This window comes from Serratia sp. MF1(2023) (assembly GCF_030954545.1).
Classification (GTDB): domain Bacteria; phylum Pseudomonadota; class Gammaproteobacteria; order Enterobacterales; family Enterobacteriaceae; genus Serratia; species Serratia sarumanii.
This window is the reverse complement of the sequence record NZ_JAVHUX010000041.1, coordinates 35,206-61,909: the sequence shown is the minus strand read 5'-3', so window position 1 is coordinate 61,909 and position 26,704 is coordinate 35,206. Positions and strand designations below refer to the sequence as shown.

The 26,704-nt window shown below is 59.3% G+C and carries 22 protein-coding genes and 1 pseudogene; 11 read left to right on the top strand and 12 right to left on the bottom strand.

Features of this window, described 5'->3' with window-relative positions; genetic code table 11:
• Positions 1-12 precede the first annotated feature (12 nt).
• The 3 genes and pseudogenes from REA38_RS19775 (at position 13) to zur (ending at position 3,108) form a co-directional block, all read left to right on the top strand.
• Positions 13-455, top strand: a pseudogene (locus REA38_RS19775) (RNA polymerase sigma factor).
• 555 nt (positions 456-1,010) lie between these two features.
• Positions 1,011-2,021, top strand: a complete 1,011-nt coding sequence (locus REA38_RS19770) for an acyltransferase (RefSeq protein ID WP_308886490.1) — start codon at positions 1,011-1,013, stop codon at positions 2,019-2,021.
• 574 nt (positions 2,022-2,595) lie between these two features.
• On the top strand, positions 2,596-3,108 hold the full coding sequence (gene zur, locus REA38_RS19765; RefSeq protein WP_085286609.1) for a zinc uptake transcriptional repressor Zur: 513 nt from the start codon (positions 2,596-2,598) through the stop codon (positions 3,106-3,108).
• A 102-nt stretch (positions 3,109-3,210) separates the two neighbouring features.
• Here the strand turns inward: zur and REA38_RS19760 are convergent, their stop codons facing one another.
• From REA38_RS19760 to REA38_RS19745, 4 genes are all read right to left on the bottom strand, one after another.
• Positions 3,211-3,420, bottom strand: a complete 210-nt coding sequence (locus REA38_RS19760) for a CsbD family protein (protein WP_033636203.1) — start codon at positions 3,418-3,420, stop codon at positions 3,211-3,213.
• Between the two features lie 315 nt (positions 3,421-3,735).
• Complete coding sequence (gene dinF, locus REA38_RS19755; RefSeq protein ID WP_033636205.1) at positions 3,736-5,073, bottom strand: MATE family efflux transporter DinF; 1,338 nt, start codon at positions 5,071-5,073, stop codon at positions 3,736-3,738.
• Positions 5,074-5,174: 101 nt separating this feature from the next.
• Positions 5,175-5,783 (bottom strand): transcriptional repressor LexA, encoded by a 609-nt coding sequence (gene lexA / locus REA38_RS19750; RefSeq protein WP_004936736.1) that lies wholly within the window; start codon positions 5,781-5,783, stop codon positions 5,175-5,177.
• A 102-nt stretch (positions 5,784-5,885) separates the two neighbouring features.
• Positions 5,886-6,254 carry a diacylglycerol kinase gene (locus REA38_RS19745; protein WP_015379225.1) on the bottom strand — a complete coding sequence of 123 codons (369 nt, stop codon included), beginning with the start codon at positions 6,252-6,254 and terminating at the stop codon, positions 5,886-5,888.
• Positions 6,255-6,402: 148 nt separating this feature from the next.
• Here REA38_RS19745 and plsB point away from each other — a divergent pair, with 148 nt between their 5' ends.
• Positions 6,403-8,868, top strand: coding sequence for a glycerol-3-phosphate 1-O-acyltransferase PlsB (gene plsB, locus REA38_RS19740; protein ID WP_033649708.1), 2,466 nt, complete (start codon positions 6,403-6,405; stop codon positions 8,866-8,868).
• Between the two features lie 65 nt (positions 8,869-8,933).
• Here the strand turns inward: plsB and ubiA are convergent, their stop codons facing one another.
• The gene (ubiA, locus tag REA38_RS19735; RefSeq protein ID WP_033636207.1) at positions 8,934-9,806 is read right to left on the bottom strand and encodes a 4-hydroxybenzoate octaprenyltransferase; all 873 of its coding nucleotides are present in this window, start codon (positions 9,804-9,806) and stop codon (positions 8,934-8,936) included.
• A gap of 17 nt (positions 9,807-9,823) precedes the next feature.
• Complete coding sequence (ubiC, locus tag REA38_RS19730) at positions 9,824-10,339, bottom strand: chorismate lyase (protein WP_033636208.1); 516 nt, start codon at positions 10,337-10,339, stop codon at positions 9,824-9,826.
• Between the two features lie 392 nt (positions 10,340-10,731).
• Between ubiC and REA38_RS19725 the strand changes: the two genes are divergently transcribed.
• Genes REA38_RS19725 through REA38_RS19715 form a run of 3 tightly spaced genes read left to right on the top strand, consistent with a single transcriptional unit; the run spans position 10,732 to position 14,145 of the window.
• Positions 10,732-12,114: an MFS transporter gene (locus REA38_RS19725; RefSeq protein WP_033654718.1), complete on the top strand. Its 1,383-nt coding sequence runs from the start codon at positions 10,732-10,734 to the stop codon at positions 12,112-12,114.
• A 24-nt stretch (positions 12,115-12,138) separates the two neighbouring features.
• Entirely contained in the window at positions 12,139-13,140 is a 1,002-nt protein-coding gene (locus tag REA38_RS19720; protein ID WP_033649706.1) for a LacI family DNA-binding transcriptional regulator, read from the top strand.
• Between the two features lie 21 nt (positions 13,141-13,161).
• Positions 13,162-14,145 (top strand): nucleoside hydrolase, encoded by a 984-nt coding sequence (locus REA38_RS19715; RefSeq protein ID WP_197846537.1) that lies wholly within the window; start codon positions 13,162-13,164, stop codon positions 14,143-14,145.
• A gap of 55 nt (positions 14,146-14,200) precedes the next feature.
• On the opposite strand, the gene malM is transcribed toward REA38_RS19715, so the two are convergent.
• The 4 genes from malM to REA38_RS19695 form a co-directional block, all read right to left on the bottom strand.
• On the bottom strand, positions 14,201-15,100 hold the full coding sequence (malM, locus tag REA38_RS19710; protein WP_308886488.1) for a maltose operon protein MalM: 900 nt from the start codon (positions 15,098-15,100) through the stop codon (positions 14,201-14,203).
• Between the two features lie 100 nt (positions 15,101-15,200).
• The gene (locus REA38_RS19705) at positions 15,201-16,490 is read right to left on the bottom strand and encodes a maltoporin (RefSeq protein WP_033649704.1); all 1,290 of its coding nucleotides are present in this window, start codon (positions 16,488-16,490) and stop codon (positions 15,201-15,203) included.
• Between the two features lie 32 nt (positions 16,491-16,522).
• Positions 16,523-17,632: a maltose/maltodextrin ABC transporter ATP-binding protein MalK gene (malK, locus tag REA38_RS19700; RefSeq protein WP_033636214.1), complete on the bottom strand. Its 1,110-nt coding sequence runs from the start codon at positions 17,630-17,632 to the stop codon at positions 16,523-16,525.
• Positions 17,625-18,596 carry an alpha-amylase family glycosyl hydrolase gene (locus REA38_RS19695; RefSeq protein ID WP_033638605.1) on the bottom strand — a complete coding sequence of 324 codons (972 nt, stop codon included), beginning with the start codon at positions 18,594-18,596 and terminating at the stop codon, positions 17,625-17,627. Before REA38_RS19695 ends, malK begins: the two co-directional genes overlap by 8 nt.
• Positions 18,597-18,954: 358 nt before the next feature.
• On the opposite strand from REA38_RS19695, the gene malE reads away from it, so the two are divergent.
• Genes malE through malG form a run of 3 tightly spaced genes read left to right on the top strand, consistent with a single transcriptional unit; the run spans position 18,955 to position 22,685 of the window.
• On the top strand, positions 18,955-20,148 hold the full coding sequence (malE, locus tag REA38_RS19690; RefSeq protein WP_033636215.1) for a maltose/maltodextrin ABC transporter substrate-binding protein MalE: 1,194 nt from the start codon (positions 18,955-18,957) through the stop codon (positions 20,146-20,148).
• 57 nt (positions 20,149-20,205) lie between these two features.
• Entirely contained in the window at positions 20,206-21,783 is a 1,578-nt protein-coding gene (gene malF / locus REA38_RS19685; protein ID WP_041036905.1) for a maltose ABC transporter permease MalF, read from the top strand.
• Positions 21,784-21,794: 11 nt separating this feature from the next.
• Positions 21,795-22,685 carry a maltose ABC transporter permease MalG gene (gene malG / locus REA38_RS19680; RefSeq protein ID WP_004936696.1) on the top strand — a complete coding sequence of 297 codons (891 nt, stop codon included), beginning with the start codon at positions 21,795-21,797 and terminating at the stop codon, positions 22,683-22,685.
• A gap of 152 nt (positions 22,686-22,837) precedes the next feature.
• Here malG and psiE read toward each other — a convergent pair whose 3' ends face one another.
• The gene (gene psiE, locus REA38_RS19675; protein WP_033636217.1) at positions 22,838-23,245 is read right to left on the bottom strand and encodes a phosphate-starvation-inducible protein PsiE; all 408 of its coding nucleotides are present in this window, start codon (positions 23,243-23,245) and stop codon (positions 22,838-22,840) included.
• A 225-nt stretch (positions 23,246-23,470) separates the two neighbouring features.
• Here psiE and REA38_RS19670 point away from each other — a divergent pair, with 225 nt between their 5' ends.
• A complete protein-coding gene (locus tag REA38_RS19670) occupies positions 23,471-24,907 on the top strand; it encodes a capsule assembly Wzi family protein (RefSeq protein ID WP_308886487.1) in 1,437 nt (478 codons plus the stop codon).
• A 61-nt stretch (positions 24,908-24,968) separates the two neighbouring features.
• On the opposite strand, the gene pgi is transcribed toward REA38_RS19670, so the two are convergent.
• Complete coding sequence (gene pgi / locus REA38_RS19665; protein WP_033636219.1) at positions 24,969-26,615, bottom strand: glucose-6-phosphate isomerase; 1,647 nt, start codon at positions 26,613-26,615, stop codon at positions 24,969-24,971.
• Between the last annotated feature and the right edge of the window lie 89 nt (positions 26,616-26,704).

Below are 26,704 nucleotides of genomic sequence, written 5' to 3'. Positions count from 1 at the left end.
GCACCTGCGGAGGTGACTATCAGCGGCGGTGCGATACGCGATGAACTCGGCCACTATCTTTTCCGCCTGTGGTGCTATGCTCAGGAACGCGCTGCGCAATTCCCCCCAGTTCATACCTGAATCGCTGGTTGTTTTCCATCTTGCCCCCCATCTGGCTCAATGAAGTTCGCGCCCAGCATCTTCGCCAAGGGCAAGGCTGCATGGCGGCGGAAGAGTTTGGCGATGCAGACAACGGTGAACAGCCGGTCTGGTTCAATGAAGTGATGCGGCGTGTCAGCCGACTGCCATCGGCTCAGCGCAACTCGCTGTTTCTGGTGTATGGGTTATCCTACCGGGAAGCAGCAAAGTGCTGGCGGCCGCACGTCTGGCATTGGCCGATGACCGACAGCGGCGAACCGACAATTTGCACCATTAAGGAGAGCCATCCTCCCCCCTTTCCCCGCACTCGCCGATAAACCGCAGGCCGCCAATCCGTGTTGAGCGCCCTATTCCAACGTGCGGATAACCTGGCACGGCTGCGCTAGCGAGGCTTATTGTTCGTTGCCCAAAGAACCAAAAGGTAACAATGCCCAGAACTGGTTACCTTTACCATTGTAAATATTCTGACACTATTGTTTTATTACCGCCAAAAGAAAAGTTAAGGATATTCCTAAAAAAAAGAAAATACTGGAAAATTTACATTCGCCACCTTAACATAGGTGCTATTTATTTACATTTGGCATCATTTAATTGCTGACGCAAGCATATATTTTTAGTTACTTAAAGTTAATTTATAAATCTCATTCAAACAGAATGGTCAGAAATAAATTATCTAACACTGTTAGTCATAAGAGCAACCATTGTTGATAGCTAACTACCCCAGCAGGAAAGCAACGACATACGTCAACCAAGGGAGCTCCTAGCAATACAAAACTTTTGTATACCTGAGTTGAGTTCAAGCGTTCAGGATGAAATTAAGCTTTTAAATTCAATCAATTGAAATCACTAACATAACCATTAAAAAGGCAATCATGAAGAAATTAGAATCATTGCAGTACGCTAGGGCGATAGCAGCAATGCTTGTCGTCATAGACCATACTGTAACGCAATTCTCACTCTACCAATCTACAGGTGTTGACTTTATTGACACAATGTTAAAGAAAACAATAAACATGGGCAACATAGGTGTATATGTTTTCTTTGCCATTAGTGGTTATATAATGTCCTACACGACAAAAAATAAAGATTTTGATATTTTACATGCTAAAATATTTATACAAAAAAGAATAAAGAGGATATATCCTTTATATTGGATATATCTTTCGATATTTATTGCACTATGGGCTGTCGGCCTGGCTATGCGCTCCCATCATTATAGTTTTTCTCAAATAATATACTCATACATCCTAATACCTTATGGTGTAACTGATGATAAAATAACGCCACCAGTCTTGACTCAAGCGTGGACATTAAGATACGAAATGTTCTTTTATATAACATTTGCATTTTTTATAATGTTAAGAATAAATAAAAAAACAATGCCAATGTTACTACTCGTTTTCTTTTCAACATTAGTCGTACTCTCACAATCCAATCTATTTCCATTAGCCGAACTAAATATATTTTTCTCAAATTGGCTACTTTTGCTTTTCGTGGCGGGGATATTATTAGAAAAAAACCAAGGTATTATAACTCAACTATTGACAAAAACAAAAAATCATACACTATGGATAATTACAACCCTACTTATACTAATAGCTACCTACGTTGAAAAACCAGTTATTATAGACTACTTATTAAGCATATTGATACTGATTTTTATCTTGCCAATTGATCAAGGAAGGAAAAGCCTCTTAAAACTTGGCGATGCTTCATACACAATATATTTGAGTCACTCATTCATAGTTTTAGCTTACGGGATTATATCAAAAAACACGTCAAGTATGTGGATATGTCTAATCACAGGTTTATTATCAGTACTTGCCTCTGCAGTTTTAGGCATATTCCTGTATGAGAAAATAGAAAAAAGAATACATCGTTAACTGAAAGAAAAATGATTGATAGCCATTAAAATTAAGTGGCTATCATCCTTATTAATATATCCTTCCGTCAAACAGCCCCATAACACAGCCAACATTAAACCACAAAAAAATCAGAAACAAAAAAGACAACATCAAGCAATATAGCCAATAAGAATATTATTAATTAATCACTTCACACTTAAAACATTATTACCACAGATTATATCATTTTTGCTGCACTGCAAATTCTACATTTCCAACGTTGCCCACATCTTGCAGCACATCTAGATCGGTTTTCATCGCGGCTGTTGTACACCTGGCCGCTTAACAGCTTCTCTCTTTCCGTCATCGTACAATGGCTCCTGCTCATCACGCGGGTGAAGCGCGTTATACCGCTCTCGCCCGCCGCTCTCCAGCGCTAAAACCGGCAATGTTGATTTGTCGCCCTGCGGCGGGGAAAAGTTGTGATGCATCTCTCTTTTAGCGCACTCTGCGCGCCTTTCCCTGCGCAATCCTCAGGGGAAAAGGGGGCAACTCTCGGCGATTCGCCGTAATCATGGTAAAATCGGCTTTTTTACGTACCGGGATATTTGCGATGAACTCAACCACCCAGGAAAAGCTGCTGGCGCAGGCGGAACGCCTCTGCCAACAACGCAATGTGCGATTGACGCCGCAGCGGCTGGAAGTGCTGCGTCTGATGACTCAGCAACCCGGTGCAATCAGCGCTTATGACCTGCTCGATCTGCTGCGCGTCGCCGAACCGCAGGCCAAGCCGCCGACGGTATACCGCGCGCTGGATTTTCTGCTGGAGCAAGGGTTTATCCATAGAGTGGAATCCGCCAACAGCTACGTGCTGTGCCACCATTTCGAACAGCCGATGCACACGTCCGCACTGTTTATCTGCGACCGCTGCGGCCAGGTGACCGAACGCACCACTGAAGGCGTAGAGGAAACGCTGCAGAAGCTGGCGCAGGAAGCCGGATTTGCGCTGCGCCACAGCGTGGTGGAAGCGCACGGTTTGTGCGCCGGCTGCGTGGAGGTTGAGGCGTGCGACAGCAAGCATGACTGCGCCGAACACGATCACAGCATCGCCGTCAAGAAGAAGTAAGACGAAGTCAGGTACCTCCCTGTACCTGCGGCCGGGGCGCCAGAGGATGAGAGCGACGCCGGCCTGCGCTGGGCAAGCCGCCTTCAATGGCGGCCCTGCAAATTACCAGCGGTGTTTGGTGTGTTCTTCCCAGGCTTTCACCTCTTTCTCGGCCGCCTCTTTCTGGTAACCGTAGCGCTCCTGGATTTTGCCGACCAGCTGTTCGCGTTTCCCTTCGATGACCGTCAGATCGTCATCGGTCAGCTTGCCCCATTTTTCCTTCACTTTGCCTTTCAGCTGCTTCCAGTTACCGTCGGCTTGATCTTTATTCATAGTCTCTCCGTTAACCTGTGGTGAATCAGTGATCCCTGTCGCCGGCCGGGGTTAACCAGAAATTTTTCTGGCTGATGCTCCCTTCACCTTAAGGAGCACCGTTCCCCTTCATGTACCGGCCACATGATTCATTCTAGTTAAACATGGAAATAAAAAAGCCAAAATACAGAACAAAAAACCATTAACTGACAAAATAAAAACAAAAAACGCCAGCAAACAACGAACTAACGCGAACGGGACCAGGCTGAAAACATGTAAGCAAACATGACAGAAAACATAAGAAAAACTAACCATTACCCCAACAGAATGCCCGGGTTAATGTGCGGTAAACCAGCTGCCGCGCACCTGGTGGCGGTGCCAAATCCAGCCCAACGCCACGCCGCGCAACGTCAGAAACACCGCCAGCGCCAGCCAAAGCCCGTGGTTGCCAAGCAGCGGCACGCTGAACAGCGTCAGACCATACCCTGCCGCAGCCACCGCCATGCTGTTACGCATCTCGGCGCCGCGCGTGGCGCCGATAAACATGCCGTCCAGCAAATAGCACCACACCCCGACCAGCGGCAGAATGACCTGCCACGGTAAATAATGGGCAGCCAACGCACGCAGCTCCGGCAAGGAGGTCAACGCCGCCACGATCTGCTGGCCGGTAACGGCATACGCCAGGCCGAAGGCCAACGCGACCAGCCCCGCCTGCCTGCAGGCCGCGTGCCACACCTTACGCAGTTGGCTATCGTCCCGGGCGCCGTAGGCGTGGCCCGAATGAGCCTCCACCGCATAAGCGAAGCCGTCGAGCGCATAGGCGGTGAACGTCAGCAGATTCATCAATACCGCATTGACCGCCACCACCTCGCTCCCCAGGCGAGCGCCGAAAATGGTCAGCGACGCAAAGCACAGTTGCAGCAACAGTGAACGCAGCATGATGTCGCGGTTGAGCGCCAGCAGGCGACGCAGATCGCCGCGCCAGGCCTGGCGCAGCATCGGCAGGGTAATACCGCGCAGGCGCATCACCCGCCACGCCAGCCACAGGCCGAGCAACAGCGTGGCGTATTCGGCGATGGCGGTGGCCGCCGCCGCCCCTCGCACGTTCCAGCCCAGGCCCATCACCAGCCAGATATCCAGTACGATATTCAGCAGGTTGCCGACGATCAGCAGGATCACCGGCGCCCGCACGTACTGCACGCCGAGCAGCCAGCCCAGCAGCACCAGATTGGCCAGCGCCGCCGGGGCGCTGAGCCAGCGGATCTCAAGAAAACGCCGCGCCTGTTCCAGCACTTCGCCATCGCCACCGACGATCCGCAGCGCCAGTTCGATCAGCGGATAACGCAGCAGGACGATCGCCGCTCCGGCCAGCAGCGCCAACAGCAGCGGTTGCATAAAGGCGCGCGCCAGCGCCTGCGGGTTCTGTGCCCCCAGCGCCTGCGCCGCCAGGCCGGTGGTGCTCATGCGCAGGAACAACAGCAGCATGAACAGGAAGCTGGTCGCCACCGCGCCGATCGCCACGCCCCCCAGATAGATCGGGCTGTCGAGGTGGCCGATCACCGCAGTGTCCACCAGCCCGAGCAGCGGCACGGTAATATTGGAGAAAATCATCGGCAAGGCCAGGCGCCACAGAGCTTTATCGGTGTCGCTGGTAAAGGCGGAAATCAAGCGCATGATGAGACGTTCCCGTAGCGGTGGCGAATGGCAAGGTCAGAAACAAAAACGCCCCAGAACAGGGGCGATTGATACAGGAGGCGGCACTGAGGGTGCGACGATTAAATCCAGTCGCCGTTGCGGATCACGCCGACCGCCAGCCCTTCGATAGTGAAATTCTGCTGACGCAGATCGACCACGATCGGTTGGAATTCGTTGTTCTCTGGCAGCAGTTCAACCACGTTGCCGTGCTTTTTCAGGCGCTTGACCGTCACTTCGTCTTCGATGCGCGCCACCACGACCTGGCCATTGCGCACGTCTTGCGTTTTGTGTACCGCCAGCAGATCGCCATCCAGAATGCCGATGTCGCGCATCGACATGCCGTTCACCCGCAGCAGGAAATCGGCGCTCGGTTTAAACAGGGAAGGATCCACCTGGTAGTGCCCTTCGATGTGCTGCTGCGCCAGCAGCGGCTCGCCGGCGGCGACGCGGCCGATCAGCGGCAGCCCCTCTTCTTCTTCCATCAGCAGGCGGATACCGCGCGAAGCACCGGAGACGATTTCGATCACGCCTTTGCGTGCCAGCGCCTTCAGGTGTTCTTCGGCGGCGTTAGGCGAACGGAACCCCAGACGCATCGCGATCTCGGCACGCGTTGGCGGCATGCCCGTTTGCGAAATGTGCTCGCGAATCAGGTCGTAGACCTCTTGCTGTCTGGTAGTTAGTGCTTTCATTCCGCCCCCTGTTTGTTTATACAGTCTTGCTGTGAGTATATACAGGTAAGCGCGGATTGGGAACCGAAGATTAAATAAAAATCAGTCAGTAGGCGCTTTTCGTCAGCCGAAGTGCTGCCATAAGACCGTGCCCCAAACGAACAGCGCCAGCACGATCGCCAGCGACACCGCCGCCGATCCCATGTCCTTGGCTCGGCCGGACAGCTCGTGATGTTCGCTGCCGATGCGATCCACCACCGCCTCGATCGCGCTGTTCAGGATCTCGACGATCATCACCAGCGCTACCGATCCGATCAATAAAATGCGCGCTATCGCACCCACATCCAGCCAGACAGCCAGTATGATAGCCAGGAGGGTGACCACCAGTTCCTGGCGGAACGCCGCTTCGTGTTGCCAGGCGGCGGAAAGCCCTTTATAGGAATAGCCGGCGGCCTTGATGATGCGGGTCAGGCCGGTTGCTTGGTTTGCCATGTTTTCGTGCCTTTCTCAGAGGTCGGTCATAATAAAAAGAGTCTAGAACAGTCCGCGCTGACGGCTCTCGGTTTTCGAACACCACAGATCTGCTACCCGGTTTCTGGTATGCTTGCGGCGCATTGCTAACAAGAGGCTTCACGTTGTTATGTCAGGTTGGCGTAAAATTTATTATAAAATATTGAATTTACCACTTAAATTGTTGGTAAGAAGTAAGGTCATCCCTTCAGATCCGGTTACCGAGCTAGGGTTGGATCCCTCACGGCCGATTTTGTATGTTTTACCTTACAATTCCAAGGCGGATTTGCTGACGCTGCGCACCCAGTGCCTGGCGCAGGATCTGCCCGATCCGCTCAACTCGCTGGAGATCGACGGCACCGTGCTGCCGAGCTACGTGTTCATTCACGACGGCCCGCGCGTGTTCCGCTATTACACCCCGAAAGAAGAGTCGGTAAAGCTGTTCCACGACTATCTGGATCTGCATCGCAGCAATCCGGATCTCGACATTCAGATGCTGCCGGTTTCGGTGATGTTCGGCCGCTCGCCGGGCCGCGAAGGCCACGGTACGCCGCACCTGCGTCTGTTGAACGGCGTGCAGAAATTCTTCGCCGTGCTGTGGCTCGGCCGCGACAGCTTCGTGCGTTTCTCCAACACCGTTTCGCTGCGCCGCATGGCCACCGAACACGGAACGGATAAAACCATCGCGCAAAAACTGGCGCGCGTGGCGCGCATGCACTTCTCGCGTCAGCGCCTGGCCGCCGTGGGCCCGAGCCTGCCGGCCCGTCAGGATCTGTTCAACAAGCTGTTGGCGTCCAAAGCGATCGAAAAAGCGGTCGAGGACGAAGCGCGCAGCAAGAAGATCTCGCATGAGAAGGCCCAGCAAAACGCCATCGCGCTGATGGAAGAGATCGCCGCCGATTTCTCCTACGAAACCGTGCGCCTGTCCGACCGCGTGCTGAGCTGGACCTGGAACCGGCTGTATCAGGGCATCAACGTCACCAACGCCGAGCGCGTGCGCCAGCTGGCGCAGGACGGCCACGAGATCGTCTACGTGCCCTGCCACCGCAGCCACATGGACTATCTGCTGCTGTCCTACGTGCTGTATCACCAGGGCCTGGTGCCGCCGCACATCGCCGCCGGCATCAACCTCAACTTCTGGCCGGCCGGCCCGATCTTCCGTCGCCTGGGCGCGTTCTTCATCCGCCGCACCTTCAAGGGCAACAAGCTGTACTCGACGGTGTTCCGCGAATACCTCGGCGAGCTGTTCACCCGCGGTTACTCGGTGGAATACTTCGTGGAAGGCGGCCGTTCCCGCACCGGGCGCCTGCTGGAGCCGAAGACCGGCACCCTGTCGATGACCATCCAGGCGATGCTGCGCGGCGGCACCCGTCCGATCACGCTGGTGCCGATTTACATCGGTTACGAGCACGTGATGGAAGTGGGTACCTATGCCAAAGAGCTGCGCGGCGCCACCAAGGAAAAAGAGAGCCTGCCGCAGATGCTGCGCGGCCTGCGCAAGCTGCGCAACCTGGGCCAGGGTTACGTCAACTTCGGCGAACCGCTGCCGTTGACGGCTTACCTCAACCAGAACGTGCCGCAGTGGCGCGAGTCGATCGATCCGATCGAAGCCCAGCGCCCAAGCTGGCTGACGCCGACGGTCAACGATCTGGCCGGCCAGATCATGGTGCGCATCAACAACGCCGCCGCGGCCAACGCCATGAACCTGTGTTCCACCGCGCTGCTGGCCTCGCGTCAGCGTTCGCTGACCCGCGAACAGCTGATCGAACAGCTCGAGTGCTACCTGCAGCTGATGCGCAACGCGCCTTACGCGCGTGACGTCACCGTGCCGACGCAAACGCCGGACGAGCTGCTGGATCACGCACTGAACATGAACAAGTTCGAGGTGGAGAAGGACAGCATCGGCGACATCATCATCCTGCCGCGCGAGCAGGCGGTGCTGATGACCTATTACCGCAACAACATCCACCACCTGCTGGTGCTGCCGTCGCTGATCGCCAGCATCGTGATGCATCACCGCCGGGTATCGCGCGCCGAGCTGCTGCGCCAAATCGGCATGATCTATCCGATGCTGAAAGCCGAGCTGTTCCTGCATAACGACAAGGAACAGCTGCCGGAGGTGCTGCGGCCGGTGATCGACGAGCTGATCCGTCAACAGCTGATCTGCGACAAAGGCGACGAGCTGGTGCTGAACCCGGCGCGCATTCGCCCGCTGCAGCTGCTGGCCGCCGGGGTGCGCGAAACCCTGCAACGCTACGCCATCACCATGTCGATCCTCAGCGCCAACCCGAGCATCAACCGCGGCGCGCTGGAGAAAGAGAGCCGCATCATGGCGCAGCGTCTGTCGGTGCTGCACGGCATCAACGCGCCGGAATTCTTCGACAAGGCGGTGTTCTCCACCCTGGTGGCAACGCTGCGCGAAGAAGGCTATATCAACGACAGCGGCGATGCGATCCGCGAGCACACCCTCGAGGTGTACAACATGCTGAGCGATCTGATCACGCCGGAGATCAAGCTGACCATCGAAAGCGTCAACATGCCGGAAGAGACCAACGCCCTGCCTCAATCCGATGCGGAAGAAGAGAAAGACGAGTGATTTCGCCCGGCGCGGAAACACAAAAGGCACCCTCGGGGTGCCTTTTTTCTTGCGGAAGGGAAGCGTTACGTCGGCAGATAGCTCAGCGCGATGCCGATGAACACCACCAGCCCCACATAGTTGTTCTGCAGGAAGGCCTTGAAGCAGGCCTCGCGCTCGCGGCCGGCGATCTGTTTCTGCTGGTGAATGAACAGCGCGCCCGCCAGCAGCAGTGACCAGTAAAACGCCCCGCCGAGCTGCGCCAGATAACCGACCCACACCAGCAGCAGCAGCGTCGCGAACTGCAACAGCCCGACGATCAGCTTGTCATAACGGCCGAACAGGATAGCGGTGGATTTGATGCCGATCTTCAGGTCATCGTCGCGGTCGACCATCGCATACAGCGTATCGTAGGCCACCGTCCAGCAGATGTTGGCCAGCAGCAGCAGCCAGCAGCTGAGCGGCAGCGATTCGCTGACCGCCGCATAGCCCATCGGAATGCCCCAGCCGAACGCGGCGCCCAGCACGAACTGCGGCAGGTTGGTCACCCGCTTCATAAACGGGTACGCCCAGGCCAGCGCCAGCGCCGCCAGCGACAGCCAAATGGTCATCGCATTCAGCGTCAACACCAGGCAGAACGAAATCAGCACCAGCACCACGAACAGCACCTTGGCCTCTTTCGCGCTCACCCGGCCGCTCGGCATCGGCCGCCCGGCGGTGCGTTTCACGTAGCCGTCCACCGCGCGATCGGCGTAATCATTCACCACGCAGCCGGCGGCGCGCATCAGGAACACGCCGAGCACGAACACCAGCAAAATCGACAGCGGCGGCACGCCTTTCCCGGCCAGCCACAGCGCCCACAGCGTCGGCCACAGCAGCAAAAGCGTGCCGATCGGTTTATCAATGCGCATCAAATGGCTGTAAGCCCGCCATTTACTTTGAGTCACGCTTCCCTCCAAGGTCTTGCTCTCCTCTCTTATGCAGGAACCGCTGAATACAGCGGCGAAGCCGGTAAAAACAGTTCGGTCAGCAGCAGCGGTTTGCCCGCCAGCCGCAGCCGTGAACGGCGCGCCCACAGCGCGTCCTGCCGGCCGATATGAATATAGTCGCGGGTCAGCTCGCCGCTGCTGAACAGGTAGCGCCCCAGCGGCAGCGTGCCCAGATCCACCAGCGCCTGGTCGGGGCCGGTCAGCGTATTTTCCGGGATCACCGTGCGCCCCAGCAGCCAGGGCTGGTCGTCGCCCAGCAGCACCACTTCGCGCAGCCAGTAGCGCGGGCTGTCGGGCAGGTGCTTCGCCTCGTCGCCCAGCGCCTCGCGCGTGACGAAGCATTCGCGCTGCGGTTCGACGCGCACCTGGGCGCAATGGCGTTCAAATCGGCGGGTCATGGAGCCTAACTCCATCAGCCAGTCGCTGACGGCGGCGGGCGCCGGAGGATCCTGTTCGGACAACCACTCCAGCGGCGGCAGGATGGAATCCCTGATGCCAGACATTGCTTTACTCCTCGCCTGAACCGCAGCCGGTACGGCGCGCCAGACGATACAAACTGTTAACAGGCCCCCATTGTAGCGCAGAAATGCGAAAGCGGCAGGCTGATTCGTGGCGAAAACGGCAGGCCTATCGGCCGGAAAAACCGGGGTTCTGTCATCTTTTTGCCATCCGTATTCTCTATCTTCGTTCCCCGGCACGATGACGATTCTGTGATCGCCTGCAAAGTTTCATCTTTGTCGCGTTGTTTTATCTACTCGCGTAGATACTCTGACACCGCAGCGTTGAATCGCCATGCGTCCGACATCATTTGTCGGCACACCTTTGTTGCCGGCACCAGGGAAACCATCTTTAACCGCGCCCCTCCAGGCGCAGAACAAAAGAGGATAGCACCGTCATGAGCGAAACAACGCTTGCCACTCCACAGACCGCCGACGCCGCGCTGGCGGCCGATGAACGCCTGGCAACCAAAGAGGGGCGCAGCCAATTTTGGCGCGCCACCTTCTCCTGCTGGCTCGGCACCGCCATGGAATACGTCGACTTCGCGCTGTACGGCCTGGCGGCCGGCATGGTGTTCGGCGATGTGTTCTTCCCCGAGGCCACGCCGCTGGTCGCCCTGCTGGCCAGCTTCGCCACCTACTCCGTCGGTTTCGTCGCGCGGCCGATCGGCGCGCTGGTGTTCGGCTGGATCGGCGATCGCAAAGGCCGCCGCGTGGTGCTGATCACAACCGTGGCGCTGATGGGCATTTCCACCACGCTGATCGGCCTGATCCCCTCCTATGCGCAAATCGGCGTCTGGGCGCCCACCTGCCTGGTGATCCTGCGCTTCGCGCAGGGATTCGGCGCCGGCGCGGAGCTGTCCGGCGGCGCGGTGATGCTGGCGGAATACGCGCCGGCCAAGCGGCGCGGGCTGGTGGCCTCGATCATCGCCATCGGCTCCAACAGCGGCACCCTGCTGGCGTCGCTGGTATGGCTGCTGGTGCTGCAACTCGACAAGGAAGATCTGATGAGCTGGGGCTGGCGCATTCCGTTCCTCGCCAGCATTCTGATCGCCGGGGTGGCGCTGTACCTGCGCCGTCACGTGCGCGAAACGCCGGTGTTCGAGCGCGAGCTGCAACAAAACCACCAGCGCATGCTGGACGCCGCTCAGGCCGCGCCGGACTCACGCAGCTACCTGCAGCGCACCAAAGCGTTCTGGGTGATGCTCGGCCTGCGCATCGGCGAAAACGGCCCCTCCTATCTGTGCCAGGGCTTTATCGTCGGCTACGTCGCCAAGGTGCTGATGGTCGATAAATCGGTGCCGGCGCTGGCGGTGCTGATCGCCTCGCTGTGCGGTTTTCTGGTGATCCCGCTGGCCGGCTGGCTGTCCGATCGCTTCGGCCGCCGCGTCACCTACCGCTGGTTCTGCCTGCTGCTGGTGCTGTACGCCTTCCCGGCGTTCTGGCTGCTCGACAGCCGTGAACCGGCGATCGTCATCTCGGTGATCGTGGTCGGCATGTGCATCGCATCGCTGGGGATCTTCGGCGTGCAGGCGGCCTACGGCGTCGAACTGTTCGGCGTGAAGAACCGCTACTCCAAGATGGCGTTCGCCAAGGAGCTCGGCTCGATCCTCTCCGGCGGTACCGCGCCGCTGATCGCCACCGCGCTGCTCTCCGGCTTCGGTCACTGGTGGCCTGTCGCCGCCTATTTTGTTGTAATGGCGGGCATCGGCTTAATCACCACCTTCTTTGCTCCCGAAACCCGCGGCCGCGATCTCAACCTGCCGCAGGATGCCGCGTAGCGAGAAGGCGAACAGGATCTTAATTTGGATAATCACTCCGCGCGACGCGTTACCCGCGCCGACGTGGCCCGCGTAGCGGGCACCTCCGTCGCCGTGGTCAGCTATGTGATCAACAACGGCCCGCGCCCGGTGGCGGAAGCCACCCGGCTGCGCGTGCTGGCGGCGATCGAGCAGACCGGCTACCGGCCGAACGACATCGCGCGGGCGCTGGCCTCCGGCAGCACGCAAACCTACGGGCTGGTGGTGCCGGATATTTCCAACCCGTTCTTCGCCACTCTGGCGCGGGCGCTGCAGCAGGAAGCCTTCAGCCGCGGCCGCGTGCTGCTGCTGGGCGACGCCGGCGACGATCGTCAGCGCGAGTATGAGCTTATCAACAACCTGCTGCGCCGCCAGGTCGATGGCCTGCTGTACACCAGCGTCGATCGCCACCCGTGGTTCGATCTGATCCGCGCTTCCGGCACCCCCTGCGTGATGATAGACACCATCGACAGCCAGGCCGGCGTCTGCGCCATTCGCGTCGACGAACGCGACGCCGCCTGCCAGGCGACCCGCCATCTGCTGCAGCACGGCTATCGCGACATCGGCATTTTTATCGGTCCGCTGACCATGCTCAACGCGCAGGATCGCCTGAACGGCTGGCGCGATGCGCTGCTGGAGGCGGGCATCGCGCCACGCGACGCGTGGATTTTCGAAGCGCCCTACACCCGCCAGGGCGGTTACCAGGCCACCCAGCGCCTGGTGCAAGGCCCGCGCCCGCGCGCCGTTTTCACCTCCAACGAGCAGCAGGCGCTCGGCTGCCTGTCGGCGCTGGCGGAGCATGGGCTGCGCGCGCCGGACGATCTGGCGCTGATCTGTTTTAACGGCACGCAACAATCCGAATTCAGCGTGCCGCCGCTCAGCGCGGTCGAGCAGCCGATCGACGCCATGGCCAAGCGGGCCATCGCCATGCTGGCCGCCGGCGCCGCGCCCGCCGAGCTGCATGAATTCGCTTTTCAACTGCGCATCCGCCGTTCGTGCGGCTGTTAGCGGTTTTTCAGGACACCTTATATGCGTTTAATCATTGATTGCGATCCCGGCAACGGCGTTCCCGGCGCCAACGTCGACGACGGCCTGGCGCTAGCCCTGGCGCTGGCAGCCAAACCGCAGCTGCAGCTGGAGTTGATCAGCATCGTGGCCGGCAACACCCCGCGCGAAGTGGGCTTCGCCGTCGCTACCGACCTGCTGGCACAGAGCGGTTATCAGGTGCCGGTCGCCCTCGGCGCGGCGCGCGCCCTGAGCGAGCCGCCGGAGCCGTGGCGCGCACATCTGGATCGCCCGATCGCCGATCCTAAGCTGGCGGCGCTGTGGCGTGACCTGCCCGCGCCCTCGCTGGCCAACGCGCCCGCGCCGGACGCCGCCATCGCCATCGGCGAACTGATCTGCCGGCATCCCGGCGAGATCACGCTGGCGGCGATCGGCCCGTTGACCAACGTTGCGCACGCCATGCAGCTTTACCCGCAGATGGCGCAGGCGGTGAAAGAGATCGTGATCATGGGCGGCGTGTTCAACGTTGAGGGATATATCAAGGACACCAATTTCGGCCTGGATCCGGAAGCGGCGCGGCTGGTGTTGAACAGCGGCGCCGCTATCACGCTGGCGCCGCTGGATGTCACCACTCAGACCATGCTGACCCAGGCGGATCTGGCCGCGTTGACCCAGCCGGATACCCCGCTGTGCCGCTATTTGCGCGCCACGACGCAGCCGTGGATCGACTATTCGCGCCATACGCGGCACCTGCCGGGCTGCTGGATCCATGATGCGCTGGTGATCGCCTGGCTGCTGGCGCCGCAGCTGGTCACCACCGAGATGTTTCATGTGGATGTGGCGCTGGAAGGGGCGTTGACGCGCGGCAGCTCACGCCGCTGGCGGCCGGACAGCCTGCGCCTGACGGTCGGCATGCCGGCGCCGCAGGGCAAGCCGGTGCGCGTCATGCAACAGGTGGACAACGCCCGTCTGCTGGCGTTGATCGGCGCAACGCTGGCCCGCGGATGAAAAAAGGTGCGCCAAAGCGCACCAATCATCGAGCCAGCATCGGCAGCGCCGGGTGTTACCCCTTGCCTTTAACGCTGCTGATAAACGTTTTACGCGCGGTGCTCGAGCCCAGTTTCTCGGCCTCATTCATCAGCTTCAGCGCCTTGTCGATATCGCCCGCCTTCACCGCCTGCTTGATGCCGCTATTGAAGTAGCTTTCGGTATCGTTGAGCATCGGCTCCGCCGGTTTCTCCGGCGCAGGCGCCGCCACGGCGGCCGGTGCGGTCGAGCCCACCACCACCGGCGCCACGGTCGGCGCAGGCTGCAGCATGCCGATCATCACGTTGCCGGTGCCCTGTTCCGCGGTCACCTTAAGCTTCAGCGTGCCGGTCGTCGCGTGGCCGGCGATCGGATCCGGGATATCCGGCACCGCGTTGCCCACGCCCTGCGCGTAGGCCTTGGCCGGGTTGGTCAGCTGCGTGGTTTTCGCCAAGTCCTGGCGGGTGGTGTACACCAGCAGGTAAATCTGTTTTTGACCGAGCGCCGGCGTCAGTTTCAGCGTGCCTTCGAGGCGATCGGAGGACATCGCCCCCGGCGGCTGATACGGGAAATAGCTGCTCGAGTAATACGCCGCCGGGCGCAGATGCTCATCCAGCACCAGCACGCTCGGCGCGTACAGCGAATTGTTTTTGGCGAGGCTGCTCAGCGTCACTTCCAGCGAACCGCGATCGGCCGGCAGCGTATAGGCGGCGATCGCCCCCTGAATTTCGCCCTGATTGAGCTGCGGGCTGACGGCGTCGAGCTTCACCTCTTGCGACACCGGCGGCTGCAGCGGCTGCCACGGCAGGCTTTGCAGCGTGGCGGCGCTGATGGCCGGCGCGACGGAAACGTTGGCCGGCGTGTCGGCGTTGGCCGCCAAAGGCGCGCCGACGGTCAGCGCCAGCGACAGGCAGAGTGACAGCAGATTCTTTTTCATCGTTATATCCTCTTTCAGCGCCGCGGCTGATCAGGCAAGAGATCTGGCCGCGGCGAATGCGGTTGGGGGAGAGCCGATGGCCCTCCCCGCCCTGTCGTCGTTACCACCAAATTTCCATCTGGGCGCCGAAGGTGACTTCGTCATCCTTGCCGCGGCTGAAGGTATGCATGCTGGTGTCGTTGTAAGCGGTGCCGGTGTTATACCCGGTGTCGTCACCGGTGGCGTAGCCCCACTTCTCATCCCACTTGGCGTAGGTGGCGAACAGGCGGATGGCCGGACGCGACCAGATGCTGTTGCCCGCCTGCCACTGCTGCGCCAGGGTCACTTTATACTGGCCGTTGCGATCGCCGGTGCGCTGGGATTTCACGTTGTCATAGCCGGCTTCCAGCAGGGTGCTCATGATCGGCGTCCATTTGTACATCGGGCGCACGCCCACGGTGTACCAGGTGGTGCCGTTGTTGTTGTCGCGGTCGATGTCCTGGAACATGGCGACGTACATCAGCGCCCATTGATCGTTGAAGTCGATGGCGCCGTGATCCAGCACGCGGATCATCTTGCCGTTGTTATCGATGGTGGCGCCTTCGTTGCGGCCGTTGTTCTGCGAGGTCATCGAGTCGGTGGCGTACTGCAGCACGAACTTGTTGTAACCGTTCAGGATGCTCTGCGTGTGTTCCGCGGTGAACATCCAGCCGTCTTTGCTGGCGCCGTCGGCCAGGCGATAGTTATCCTGCGCATTGGCGCGGCCGTAGTCCACGCCCAGTTCCAGGGTGCCGCCCGGGTTCAGCTCCAGGCCGGCCAGACGCAGGTCGAAGGTGTCGTTGACGGTTGGGCGCTGTTTCCATTCGTTATCCAGGTAGCCGTAAGAGCCGCCGGATTCGGAGTTGCGGGTCACGGCGGCGGACAGCTTGCCGAAGCCCAGATCGATGTTTTCCAGACCGGCGCCCGGGCCGGAGATATCCCAGTAGTAGAAGTCGATCATGTGAACGTCATGACGCTGATAGAAGCGCTTACCGGCCCACAGCGTGGAGCCCGGCAACCAGTCGATCAGGTTTTTACCCTGCACGTTGACTTCGCGGAAGCCCGGGGTCACGTCTTCCCAGTCGGAACGTTGCGAGACCGAATAGGCCAGGTTGGTGTCGAAATAGAAGCTCTTGTCGCCTTCTTTCCACACTTCCTGCCCCAGTTTCAGTTCGGCGTAGGTTTCGCATTCGTTGCCGAGACGGTATTTGCTCGCGGCGCCGGTGGCCTTGAAGCACTGTTGCTCACCGCCGCTTCCGGTCCAGCCGATGCCGGAACGGGCGTAACCGTGAAAATCCACGGCCAGCGCCTGGGTAGAGAGAACACCGGCGGCGACAGCCAGTGCCAGAGGAAGTTTGCGCAGAGTAGTCATCATTATTCTCCTGTTATACCGACTTTGATGCTTTAAACGCCCGGCTCCTGGTGCAGCCGTTTACATGCCGTACCGTCTTCACGGAACAGGTGGCAACGATGAGGCGGCAGGCCGATGGCGAATGTGGCACCTTCTTCTACCAGCACCACGTCATTCTGGCGGTACACCAGGTTTTGACGGATGGCCGGGATTTGGATGTGGATTTGCGTCTCGTTGCCGAGCTGCTCCACCACCTGTACGTCGCCGGTAAGCCGCACTTCTGAGGCTTCGCCGGGCAGCAGATGTTCAGGGCGAATGCCCAGTGACAGGTTGGCGCCGGGCTGAACGCCCTCGCCTTCCACCGGCAGCCAGACCAGCTGGCGGTTGGGCAGTTCGACCTGCACCTGTTGCGGCTGCGCCGCGGTCACCTTGACCGGCAGGAAGTTCATCTTCGGCGAGCCGATAAACCCGGCGACGAAGCGGTTGGCCGGGTAGTGATACAGCTCCAGCGGCTTGCCGACCTGCGCCACGCGACCGGCGTCGAGCACCACGATCTTGTCGGCCAGCGTCATCGCTTCGACCTGATCGTGGGTGACGTAAATCATGGTGCGCTGCAGGCGCTTGTGCAGACGGGAAATCTCGATGCGCATCTGCACCCGCAGCGCGGCGTCGAGGTTGGACAGCGGTTCGTCGAGCAGGAACACGTCCGGCTCGGCCACCAGCGTGCGGCCGATCGCCACGCGCTGACGCTGCCCGCCGGACAGCGCCTTCGGCCGCCGATCGAGCAGGTGCGCCAGCTGCAGCACCTCGGAAACCTGATTCACCCGTTGATTGATTTCCGCTTTCCTGGCGCCGGCCAGCTTCAGGCCGAACGACATGTTGTCCGCCACCGACAGGTGCGGATACAGCGCGTAGGACTGGAACACCATGCCGATGCCGCGCTCGGAAGGCGGCACCTCATTCATGCGTTTCTCGCCGATCAGCAGGTCGCCGGAGGTGATGTCCTCCAGCCCGGCGATCATGCGCAGCAGCGTCGATTTACCGCAGCCCGACGGCCCGACAAACACCACAAACTCGCCGTCTTCGATGGTCAGATTGACGTCTTTGGAAATCACGGCCTCACCGAAGGCCTTATAAACGCTGCGCAGTGTCACGCTAGCCATGCGTTACTCCCCTGCTTTCGCAGTTAACATGTCGTGTGAAAATGGCGGAGGCAAAGCCCGCCAAAACCCATTGATGACCCTCTTGCTGCGCGCCGTGCTGCCATGCCAACGGCAAGGTCGCTTCAGACGGCGCGGCCGCCTGAGTATAAGGCTGCAGGTTTATCAGCGCTTCAAGGCATTGATCCTGATGGGTAATAAGTAAGCGCACCACGCCGTCCCGCTGGCTGATCGCGTTCAATTCGCCGCGCTGGATGAGCGGCGAACGGCGCAGGGCCAACAGCGCCTGGCAGTAACGTAAGGTGGAGTGGCTGTCGTGCTGTTGGCGGCTGATGGCCAATGCGCGGTGTTCGATCGCCACCTGTTGATACCAGCTGATTTCGCCGGCGGTGACCTGTTCGGGGGCTTCATGCCACGGCATCGGCGTTTGCGCGCCGCGCGGATCCTGCAGCCCGGCGGCATGCGGCAGCCCCAGCTCCTCGCCCTGGTACAGGCAGATCGGCGCCGGCAACATCGCCAACAGCGTCAAAAAGGCGGCGGCGGAACGCAGGTCGCCCTGCCCCCAGCGGCTGACCACTCTTGGCTGATCGGCGTCGCCGGTGCTCCACAGGCTGTCCGCCAACGTGGCGCGGCGGGCGTGCAGCACCGCCACCAGCTTCTCCGCGCTGAACGGCATCACGTCCAGCGCCAGCGCGCCGTGGACGAACCGCTGTGGCGCAACGGCATTGCGAACGCGGTTGGCTTCATCGCCATACCACAGCGTCAGCCCTTCGGCCGTCACCGTCGCCTCGGCCTCCGGCGCCAGCGTCTGCGGCAGCAACAGGCCGTCGATCGACAGCGCTTTCAGGTACGGCAGCGCCGCCAGCATGCCGTGCGCGTCGCCCACGCCGTCCCCGTTTCCGTCACGGAAACTGGCCGGATGGATCCGGTACAGGGTGGGCTGAGTGGCGATAGGCATTGACGACATAAATCCGGTATCCCTGCTGCGCGTGGCGTTAAAAATCAATGGGCCGATAGTGCGGGAGTCGCCGGAAAGGGTAATCATCCGTAACAGGATTTTTCATGGGGGAGGAGGCGGGAGGATGAGAGAACGACCGCGGCGATGAGAAGTTCCGCGCTTAAGGCAAATCTGTGATCCGTCTGGCAAAAATCGCCCCCCTATTTTGTGCCTGACGCCACAGAATAGAGCGCAACGTTAACTGGATCACACTCCTCATCTCAGGGGCGTAGAGGGGGGGAGGATGAGAATATGTCGCGTTGTGACCCACTATTACCGCGAAACGTCACTCCTTGATTTATGTGCCCACAAAAAGAAGGACTGGATTATGACTCGCAGCATTACCCTCGCCCGCACGCTGGCGCTCTCGGCACTGGCCACCCTGGTGCTCTCTTCTTCCGCCTTCGCCAAGATCGAGGAAGGCAAACTGGTTATCTGGATCAATGGCGACAAGGGCTATAACGGCCTGGCCGAAGTCGGCAAGAAATTCGAAAAAGACACCGGCATCAAGGTTACCGTCGAACACCCGGACAAGCTGGAAGAAAAATACCCGCAGGTGGCCGCCACCGGCGACGGCCCTGACATCATTTTCTGGGCCCACGACCGCTTCGGCGGCTATGCGCAGTCCGGCCTGCTGGCCGAAATCCACCCGTCCAAAGCCTTCCAGGACAAGCTGTTTCCGTTCACCTGGGACGCCGTGCGTTATGACGGCAAGCTGATTGGCTACCCGATCGCCGTCGAGGCGCTGTCGCTGATTTACAACAAAGACCTGGTCAAACAGCCGCCGAAGACCTGGGAAGAGATCCCGGCGCTGGACAAGCAGCTGCGCGCCAACGGCAAGAGCGCCATCATGTGGAACCTGCAGGAACCCTACTTCACCTGGCCTATCATCGCCGCCGACGGCGGTTATGCCTTCAAGTATGAAAACGGTAAATACAACATCAAGGATGTCGGCGTCGCCAACGCCGGTTCGCAGGCCGGTCTGCAGTTCATCGTCGATCTGGTGAAAAACAAGCACATCAACGCCGATACCGATTACTCGATCGCCGAAGCCGCGTTCAACAAAGGCCAGACCGCGATGACCATCAACGGGCCGTGGGCCTGGAACAACATCGAGCAGAGCAAAATCAACTACGGCGTGACGCTGCTGCCGACCTTCAAAGGCAAACCGTCCAAGCCGTTCGTCGGCGTGCTGACCGCCGGCATCAACGCCGCCAGCCCGAATAAAGAGCTGGCGACCGAGTTCCTCGAGAACTACCTGCTGACCAACGAAGGGCTGGCGGACGTCAACAAAGACAAGCCGCTGGGCGCGGTGGCACTGAAGTCCTACCAGGAAACGCTGGCCAAAGATCCGAAGATCGCCGCCACCATGCAGAACTCGCAAAACGGGGAAATCATGCCGAACATCCCGCAGATGAGCGCCTTCTGGTACGCCGAACGCAGCGCGGTGATCAACGCCGTCAGCGGCCGTCAGACGGTGAAAGCCGCACTGGACGACGTGCAGACCCGCATCACCAAGTAACGACGTCGTGCGGGGTGCCACGGTGCCCCGCCGTTGCTTCACAGAAAGGAACGCCCTATGCAATTCGCTCACGCCGGGACGCCTGCGCGTAAAAAATCGAAGTGGTGGCAAAGCGACGCGCTGAAATGGCTGGTGGTCGGCCTGTTCAGCCTGGTGACCTGCTACCTGATTGTGTTGATGTATGCACAGGGTGAATACCTGTTCGCTATCCTGACGCTGATCCTGGTCAGCGCCGGGCTTTACGTCTTCGCCAACCGCCGCGCCTACGCCTGGCGCTATGTGTATCCCGGCGTCGCCGGCATGGGGCTGTTCGTCCTGTTCCCGCTGATTTGCACCATCGCCATCGCCTTCACCAACTACAGCAGCACCAACCAGCTGACCTTCGAGCGCGCGCAATCGGTGCTGATGCAGCGCCAGTTCCAGAGCGGCAAAACCTTTACCTTCGGCCTCTACCCGGCGGAAAACCAGCAGTGGCGCCTGCAGCTGACGCCGCCGGACGGCGAAGCACCGCTGATCTCCGAGCCTTTCCGCCTCGACGCCGCCGCGCCGCAAACCCTGAAACTGACGGCGCAGAGCGCCGCGCCGCAGGGCGAGCGCGCCACGCTGCGGGTGATCACCCAGAACCGGCAGGCGCTGAGCCAGCTGGTGGCGCAACTGCCCGACGGCGGTGAATTGCGCATGAGCTCCCTGCGCCAGTTCTCCGGCACCCGCCCGCTGTATGCGCTGGACCAAGACGGCAGCACGCTGACCAATAACCAGACCCAGGTGCGCTACCGGCCGAACGGCGACACCGGCTTCTATCAGGCGATCAACGCCGACGGCGGCTGGGCGCAGGAAACCCTGAGCCCGGGCTATACCGTCACCACCGGCTGGAAAAACTTCCTGCGGGTGCTACAAGACGAGGGCATCAAAAAGCCGTTCGTGTCGATCTTCATCTGGACCATCGTGTTCTCGGTGATGACGGTGATCCTCACCGTGGCGGTCGGCATGGTGTTGGCCTGCGTGGTGCAGTGGGAGGCGCTGAAAGGCAAGGCGATCTACCGTGTGCTGCTGATCCTGCCCTATGCGGTGCCGTCATTCATCTCGATCCTGATCTTCAAAGGTTTGTTCAACCAGAGCTTCGGCGAGATCAACATGATGCTCAGCCATCTGTTCGGCATCAAACCGGCCTGGTTCAGCGATCCGCTCACCGCCAAGAGCATGATCCTGATCGTCAACACCTGGCTCGGCTACCCGTACATGATGATCCTGTGCATGGGGCTGCTGAAGGCGATCCCGGACGATCTGTACGAGGCCTCGGCGATGGACGGCGCCAACCCGTGGCAAAACTTCTTCCGCATCACCTTACCGCTGCTGATCAAGCCGCTGACGCCGCTGATGATCGCCAGCTTCGCCTTCAACTTTAACAACTTCGTGCTGATCCAGCTGCTGACCAACGGCGGCCCGGACATGATCGGCACCACGACGCCGGCCGGCTATACCGATCTGCTGGTCAGCTACACCTACCGCATCGCCTTCGAAGGCGGCGGCGGGCAAGACTTCGGGCTGGCGGCCGCCATCGCCACGCTGATCTTCCTGTTGGTGGGCGCGCTGGCGATCCTGAATTTGAAAGCCAGCAAGATGAACTTCGATTAGGGAGAATGACGATGGCCATGGTTCAACCCAAATCCCAGCGCCTGCGCCTGTGGATCACCCATATTTTGATGCTGTGCTTTATCGCCCTGATCATGTTCCCGCTGCTGATGGTGGTCGCCATCTCGCTGCGCTCCGGCAACTTCGCCACCGGCAGCCTGATACCGGAAACCCTCTCCTGGGATCACTGGCGGCTGGCGCTCGGCTTTAGCGTCACCCACGCCGACGGCAGCGTGACGCCGCCGCCGTTCCCGGTGCTGCTGTGGCTGTGGAACTCCATCAAGATCGCGGCGATCACCGCCATCGGCATCGTGACGCTGTCTACCACCTGCGCCTACGCCTTTGCCCGCATGCGCTTTCGCGGCAAGAGCACGTTGCTGAAAAGCATGCTGATCTTCCAGATGTTCCCGGCGGTGCTGTCGCTGGTGGCGCTGTACGCCCTGTTCGATCGCCTGGGCCAGTACATTCCGTTTATCGGCCTGAATACCCACGGCGGCGTGATCTTCGCCTACATGGGCGGCATCGCGCTGCACGTCTGGACCATCAAGGGCTATTTCGAAACCATCGACAACTCGCTGGAAGAGGCGGCGGCGCTGGACGGCGCCACGCCGTGGCAGGCGTTCCGTCTGGTGTTGCTGCCGCTGTCGGTGCCGATTCTGGCGGTGGTGTTCATTCTGTCGTTTATCGCCGCCATCACCGAAGTGCCGGTGGCATCGCTGCTGCTGCGCGATGTGAACAGCTACACGCTGGCGGTGGGAATGCAGCAATATCTCAACCCGCAGAACTACCTGTGGGGCGACTTCGCCGCCGCCGCGGTGCTGTCGGCGATACCGATCACCGCCGTGTTCCTGCTGGCGCAGCGCTGGCTGGTGGGCGGCCTGACGGCCGGCGGCGTGAAGGGGTAATTTGTGCCACTGCAGTGCGTTTGATGTCTTTCCTTATCTTTTACCCTATGGATTTCAAGTTACAGCGAGTGCAGTCAACAACGCTGTAGCTTGAAAGACGACGGGTAATGATATCCTGTGTCTTCGGCGGCCTTGGGCCGCCATTTTTATCGCTACTCCCGTTTCAGCCGATCGGTGTTGGCCAGATAAAGCGTCACCACCAGCACCAATATCGCCGCGGCGTAGATCAGGGTATCGATGGGGTTTTTGTGGTCCACGATAATCAAACGAATAATCGCGGTAATGCCAATGTAAATAAAATAGCGCAGCGGGAAATGATAACCCGACTCAAAATACTTGACGATCAAGGCGATAAATTCAAAGTACAGGAAATAAATCACAATGCCTTCAATCAACAGGTAAGAGGACGACTCTTCGCTGTTGATAAATAACACCTTCGCCAGGTGGAGGGTTTCCTTGACCAGAAACACCACCAGGATGGCCGCCAGCAGCAGCAAGCCCACGTTCAGCACCCGCTGCAGCCCCTTCGCTATCATTATCGAACGCGACGTTTTTGCCATAAAACCTCTCTCTGAATACCGCGTATATGATTCAACCATGCCAATATAGGCATTGTCCTAAAAATTCCGCCCCTCGCGAAAGCACTTTAAACCCCATTTAATTCATCACGTTATAATAAGATGTTTCTGACCTATAGATTTGTAGCAAATCGAAATGTCAACTATCATGGGACACAGAGATCTTTACATAAAACCAATAACCTCGAATTAACAAGGGAATTCTTTATGCGCGCTAAACTTAACGGACTGGTCGCTGCGGGCCTGTTTACCTGTGCATTGTCCGGCCACGCCGCCGGCCTGGTAGCCCCTGACAACGATCTGCGTAACGATCTCGCCTGGCTGTCTGACCGCGGCGTCATCAACGTCAGCCTGTCCACCTGGCCGCTGAGCCAGGAAGAGATCAGCTCCGTTATCGCGCAGGCCAAGCCGGTGACCAACACCGAGAAAAACGTTATCGACCGCGTACAACGCCGCGTCGATGCCCTGAAAGCCAACATTCGCGTCAGCGGTTACGCCTCGACCGATAAACCCGGCACCCCGCAGGGCTTCGGCCAAAACGAATACGCCGACGATCGCCTGACCATCGGCGCCGGCGCCAACGGCGAGTTCTGGGACGTGCGTCTGCAGGGCTCGGTGGAAGGCGATCAGCGCGTCAGCGACGGCTCCAAATTCAACATGAACGGCTCCTACGGCGCGGTGAAAATCTGGAACCAATGGCTCTCCTTCGGCGAGGTTTCCCAGTGGTGGGGCCCTGGCTACGACGGCAGCCTGATCCGTTCCGACGCCGCGCGCCCGGTGGCTGGCTTTATGCTGCAGCGCGCCGACCAATCGCCGTTTGAAACCCCGTGGCTGTCGTGGATCGGCCGCTGGCAATACCAGTTGTCCGCCGGCCAGCTGTCGCAGTACGCTGCCGTGCCGGACACCAAGCTGATCGGTGGCCGCCTGACCATGATGCCGACCGACTTCCTGGAGCTGGGCGCTTCACGCATCATGATGTGGGGTGGTGAAGGCCGACCGCAGTCGTGGAGTTCGTTCTGGGACGGCTTTACCGGTAAAGATAACGATGATTCAGGTAAAGGCAACGATCCAGGCAACCAGCTCGCCGGTTTCGACTTCAAACTGAAAATGCAGCCGCTGATCGGCCTGCCAGTCAGCCTGTATGGTCAATTGGTGGGTGAAGATGAGGCAGGCTATCTGCCATCGCAAAACACCTATCTGCTCGGACTGGAAGGCCACCCGGAATGGGGCCCGACGACCATCAACTGGTATATCGAAGGGTCAGACACCCGTTCGGATATGAGCCGCAAAAACTATGTGTACACACACTATACCTATAAAGGCGGCTACTACCAGCAAGGTTACCCGCTGGGCCATGCGATGGGCGGCGACGGCCAGATGTTGTCCGGCCGCATAGAGCTGGTGCTGGACGACAGCCAGCGTTGGAGCACCCGCGTGGTTTACGCCAAGGTGAACCCGCTGAGCCAAAGCATCAACCAGGCCTTCCCGAAATCCGATACGCTGAAGGGCATTCAGGTCGGCTGGGGTTACACCTTCCCGTCACAGGTTAAGTTCGATACCAGCCTGTGGTACACCGACAACGATCACAGCACCGCCGACGACGTGGGCGCCGGCGTCAGCTTCGAAGTGCCGATCAACCTGTAATTTTTTGCAGACGTAAAAAAACCCGCCGCGGCGGGTTTTTTATTGGCTTCAGCTCAGGCGCTTAGCGCCATTCCTTGAAGCGGTTGATCAGCGCATTGGTCGAGCTGTCGTGGCTGCTGATTTTCTCGCTGCCCGCCAGCTCCGGCAGGATGCGGTTAGCCAGCTGTTTGCCCAGCTCTACGCCCCACTGATCGAAGGTGAAGATGTTCAGGATCGCGCCCTGGGTGAAGATCTTGTGCTCGTACAGCGCGATCAGGCTGCCCAGGCTGAACGGGGTGATTTCGCGCAGCAGGATCGAGTTGGTCGGGCGGTTGCCTTCAAACACTTTGAACGGCGCCACGTGCTTGACCTGCTCAGGGGTTTTACCCTGCGCCGCGAACTCGGCCTCCACCACGTCCAGCGACTTGCCGAACGCCAGCGCTTCGGTCTGAGCGAAGAAGTTGGACAGCAGTTTGGCGTGATGATCGCCCAGCGGATTATGGCTGATGGCCGGCGCGATGAAGTCGCAAGGCACCAGCTTGGTGCCCTGGTGGATCAGCTGGTAGAACGCATGCTGGCCGTTGGTGCCCGGCTCGCCCCAGATGATAGGGCCGGTCTGATAATCCACCGGATTGCCGTTGCGATCGACGTACTTGCCGTTGGATTCCATGTTGCCCTGCTGGAAGTAAGCGGCAAAACGGTGCATGTACTGATCGTACGGCAGAATGGCTTCGGTTTCGGCGCCGAAGAAGTTGTTGTACCAGATACCGATCAGCGCCAGCAGCACCGGCAGGTTCTTCTCCGCCGGCGTTTCGGCGAAGTGCTTGTCCATGGCGTGCGCGCCGCTCAGCAGCTGCTCGAAGTTGTCATAACCGATGGACAGCGCGATCGACAGGCCGATCGCCGACCACAGGGAGTAACGGCCCCCTACCCAGTCCCAGAACTCGAACATGTTGTCGGTATCGATGCCGAACTCGGCCACCGCTTTACCGTTGGTGGACAGCGCGGCGAAGTGCTTGGCCACGTGTTGTTGATCGGCGGCGCTGCTCAGGAACCAGTCGCGCGCGCTGTGGGCGTTGGTCATGGTTTCCTGAGTGGTGAAGGTTTTGGAGGCCACCAGGAACAGCGTGGTTTCCGGGTTCAGCGGCTGCAGCGTTTCGGCGATATGGGTGCCGTCGACGTTGGAGACGAAGTGCATGTTCAGGTGGTTTTTATACGGGCGCAGCGCTTCGGTCACCATGTAAGGGCCGAGATCCGAACCGCCGATGCCGATGTTCACCACGTCGGTGATCGGTTTGCCGGTGTAGCCTTTCCACTCGCCGCCGATGACGCGCGCGCAGAACTGTTTGATCTTGGCCAGCACCGCGTTCACTTCCGGCATCACGTCTTTGCCGTCGACCAGGATCGGGCTGTTGCTGCGGTTGCGCAGGGCAATGTGCAGCACCGCGCGATCTTCGGTGCGGTTGATTTTCTCACCGGCGAACATCGATTTGATGGCGCCTTGCAGATCGGTTTCTTTCGCCAGCGCCTGCAGCTTCTCCAGGGTTTCCTGCGTGATACGGTTCTTGGAATAGTCCACCAACATTTGGTCGTTGAAGGTCGCGGAGAACCTGGAGAAACGATCGCTGTCCTGGGCGAACAAGTCAGCGATCCGTACGTCTTTCATCTGTGCATAATGTTGCTGCAGGGCTTGCCAAGCAGCGGTTTGACTAGGATTGATATTTTTCATAGCAACACTCTTAGGCTTGAGAATAAAAATGACGCGTTGTCCGATTGTAGCCTGTTCGACTGTGATTATGATCTCTTTTCTTGCGATAG

Excerpts from the sequence above, each read along its gene's own strand:
- REA38_RS19770 (WP_308886490.1), top strand. The coding sequence starts at position 1,011 with ATGAAGAAATTAGAATCATTGCAGTACGCTAGGGCGATAGCAGCAATG.
- zur (WP_085286609.1), top strand. The coding sequence starts at position 2,596 with ATGAACTCAACCACCCAGGAAAAGCTGCTGGCGCAGGCGGAACGCCTC.
- REA38_RS19760 (WP_033636203.1), bottom strand. The coding sequence starts at position 3,420 with ATGAATAAAGATCAAGCCGACGGTAACTGGAAGCAGCTGAAAGGCAAA.
- dinF (WP_033636205.1), bottom strand. The coding sequence starts at position 5,073 with ATGCGCTTGATTTCCGCCTTTACCAGCGACACCGATAAAGCTCTGTGG.
- lexA (WP_004936736.1), bottom strand. The coding sequence starts at position 5,783 with ATGAAAGCACTAACTACCAGACAGCAAGAGGTCTACGACCTGATTCGC.
- REA38_RS19745 (WP_015379225.1), bottom strand. The coding sequence starts at position 6,254 with ATGGCAAACCAAGCAACCGGCCTGACCCGCATCATCAAGGCCGCCGGC.
- plsB (WP_033649708.1), top strand. The coding sequence starts at position 6,403 with ATGTCAGGTTGGCGTAAAATTTATTATAAAATATTGAATTTACCACTT.
- ubiC (WP_033636208.1), bottom strand. The coding sequence starts at position 10,339 with ATGTCTGGCATCAGGGATTCCATCCTGCCGCCGCTGGAGTGGTTGTCC.
- REA38_RS19725 (WP_033654718.1), top strand. The coding sequence starts at position 10,732 with ATGAGCGAAACAACGCTTGCCACTCCACAGACCGCCGACGCCGCGCTG.
- REA38_RS19715 (WP_197846537.1), top strand. The coding sequence starts at position 13,162 with ATGCGTTTAATCATTGATTGCGATCCCGGCAACGGCGTTCCCGGCGCC.
- malM (WP_308886488.1), bottom strand. The coding sequence starts at position 15,100 with ATGAAAAAGAATCTGCTGTCACTCTGCCTGTCGCTGGCGCTGACCGTC.
- REA38_RS19705 (WP_033649704.1), bottom strand. The coding sequence starts at position 16,490 with ATGACTACTCTGCGCAAACTTCCTCTGGCACTGGCTGTCGCCGCCGGT.
- malK (WP_033636214.1), bottom strand. The coding sequence starts at position 17,632 with ATGGCTAGCGTGACACTGCGCAGCGTTTATAAGGCCTTCGGTGAGGCC.
- REA38_RS19695 (WP_033638605.1), bottom strand. The coding sequence starts at position 18,596 with ATGTCGTCAATGCCTATCGCCACTCAGCCCACCCTGTACCGGATCCAT.
- malE (WP_033636215.1), top strand. The coding sequence starts at position 18,955 with ATGACTCGCAGCATTACCCTCGCCCGCACGCTGGCGCTCTCGGCACTG.
- malF (WP_041036905.1), top strand. The coding sequence starts at position 20,206 with ATGCAATTCGCTCACGCCGGGACGCCTGCGCGTAAAAAATCGAAGTGG.
- malG (WP_004936696.1), top strand. The coding sequence starts at position 21,795 with ATGGCCATGGTTCAACCCAAATCCCAGCGCCTGCGCCTGTGGATCACC.
- psiE (WP_033636217.1), bottom strand. The coding sequence starts at position 23,245 with ATGGCAAAAACGTCGCGTTCGATAATGATAGCGAAGGGGCTGCAGCGG.
- REA38_RS19670 (WP_308886487.1), top strand. The coding sequence starts at position 23,471 with ATGCGCGCTAAACTTAACGGACTGGTCGCTGCGGGCCTGTTTACCTGT.
- pgi (WP_033636219.1), bottom strand. The coding sequence starts at position 26,615 with ATGAAAAATATCAATCCTAGTCAAACCGCTGCTTGGCAAGCCCTGCAG.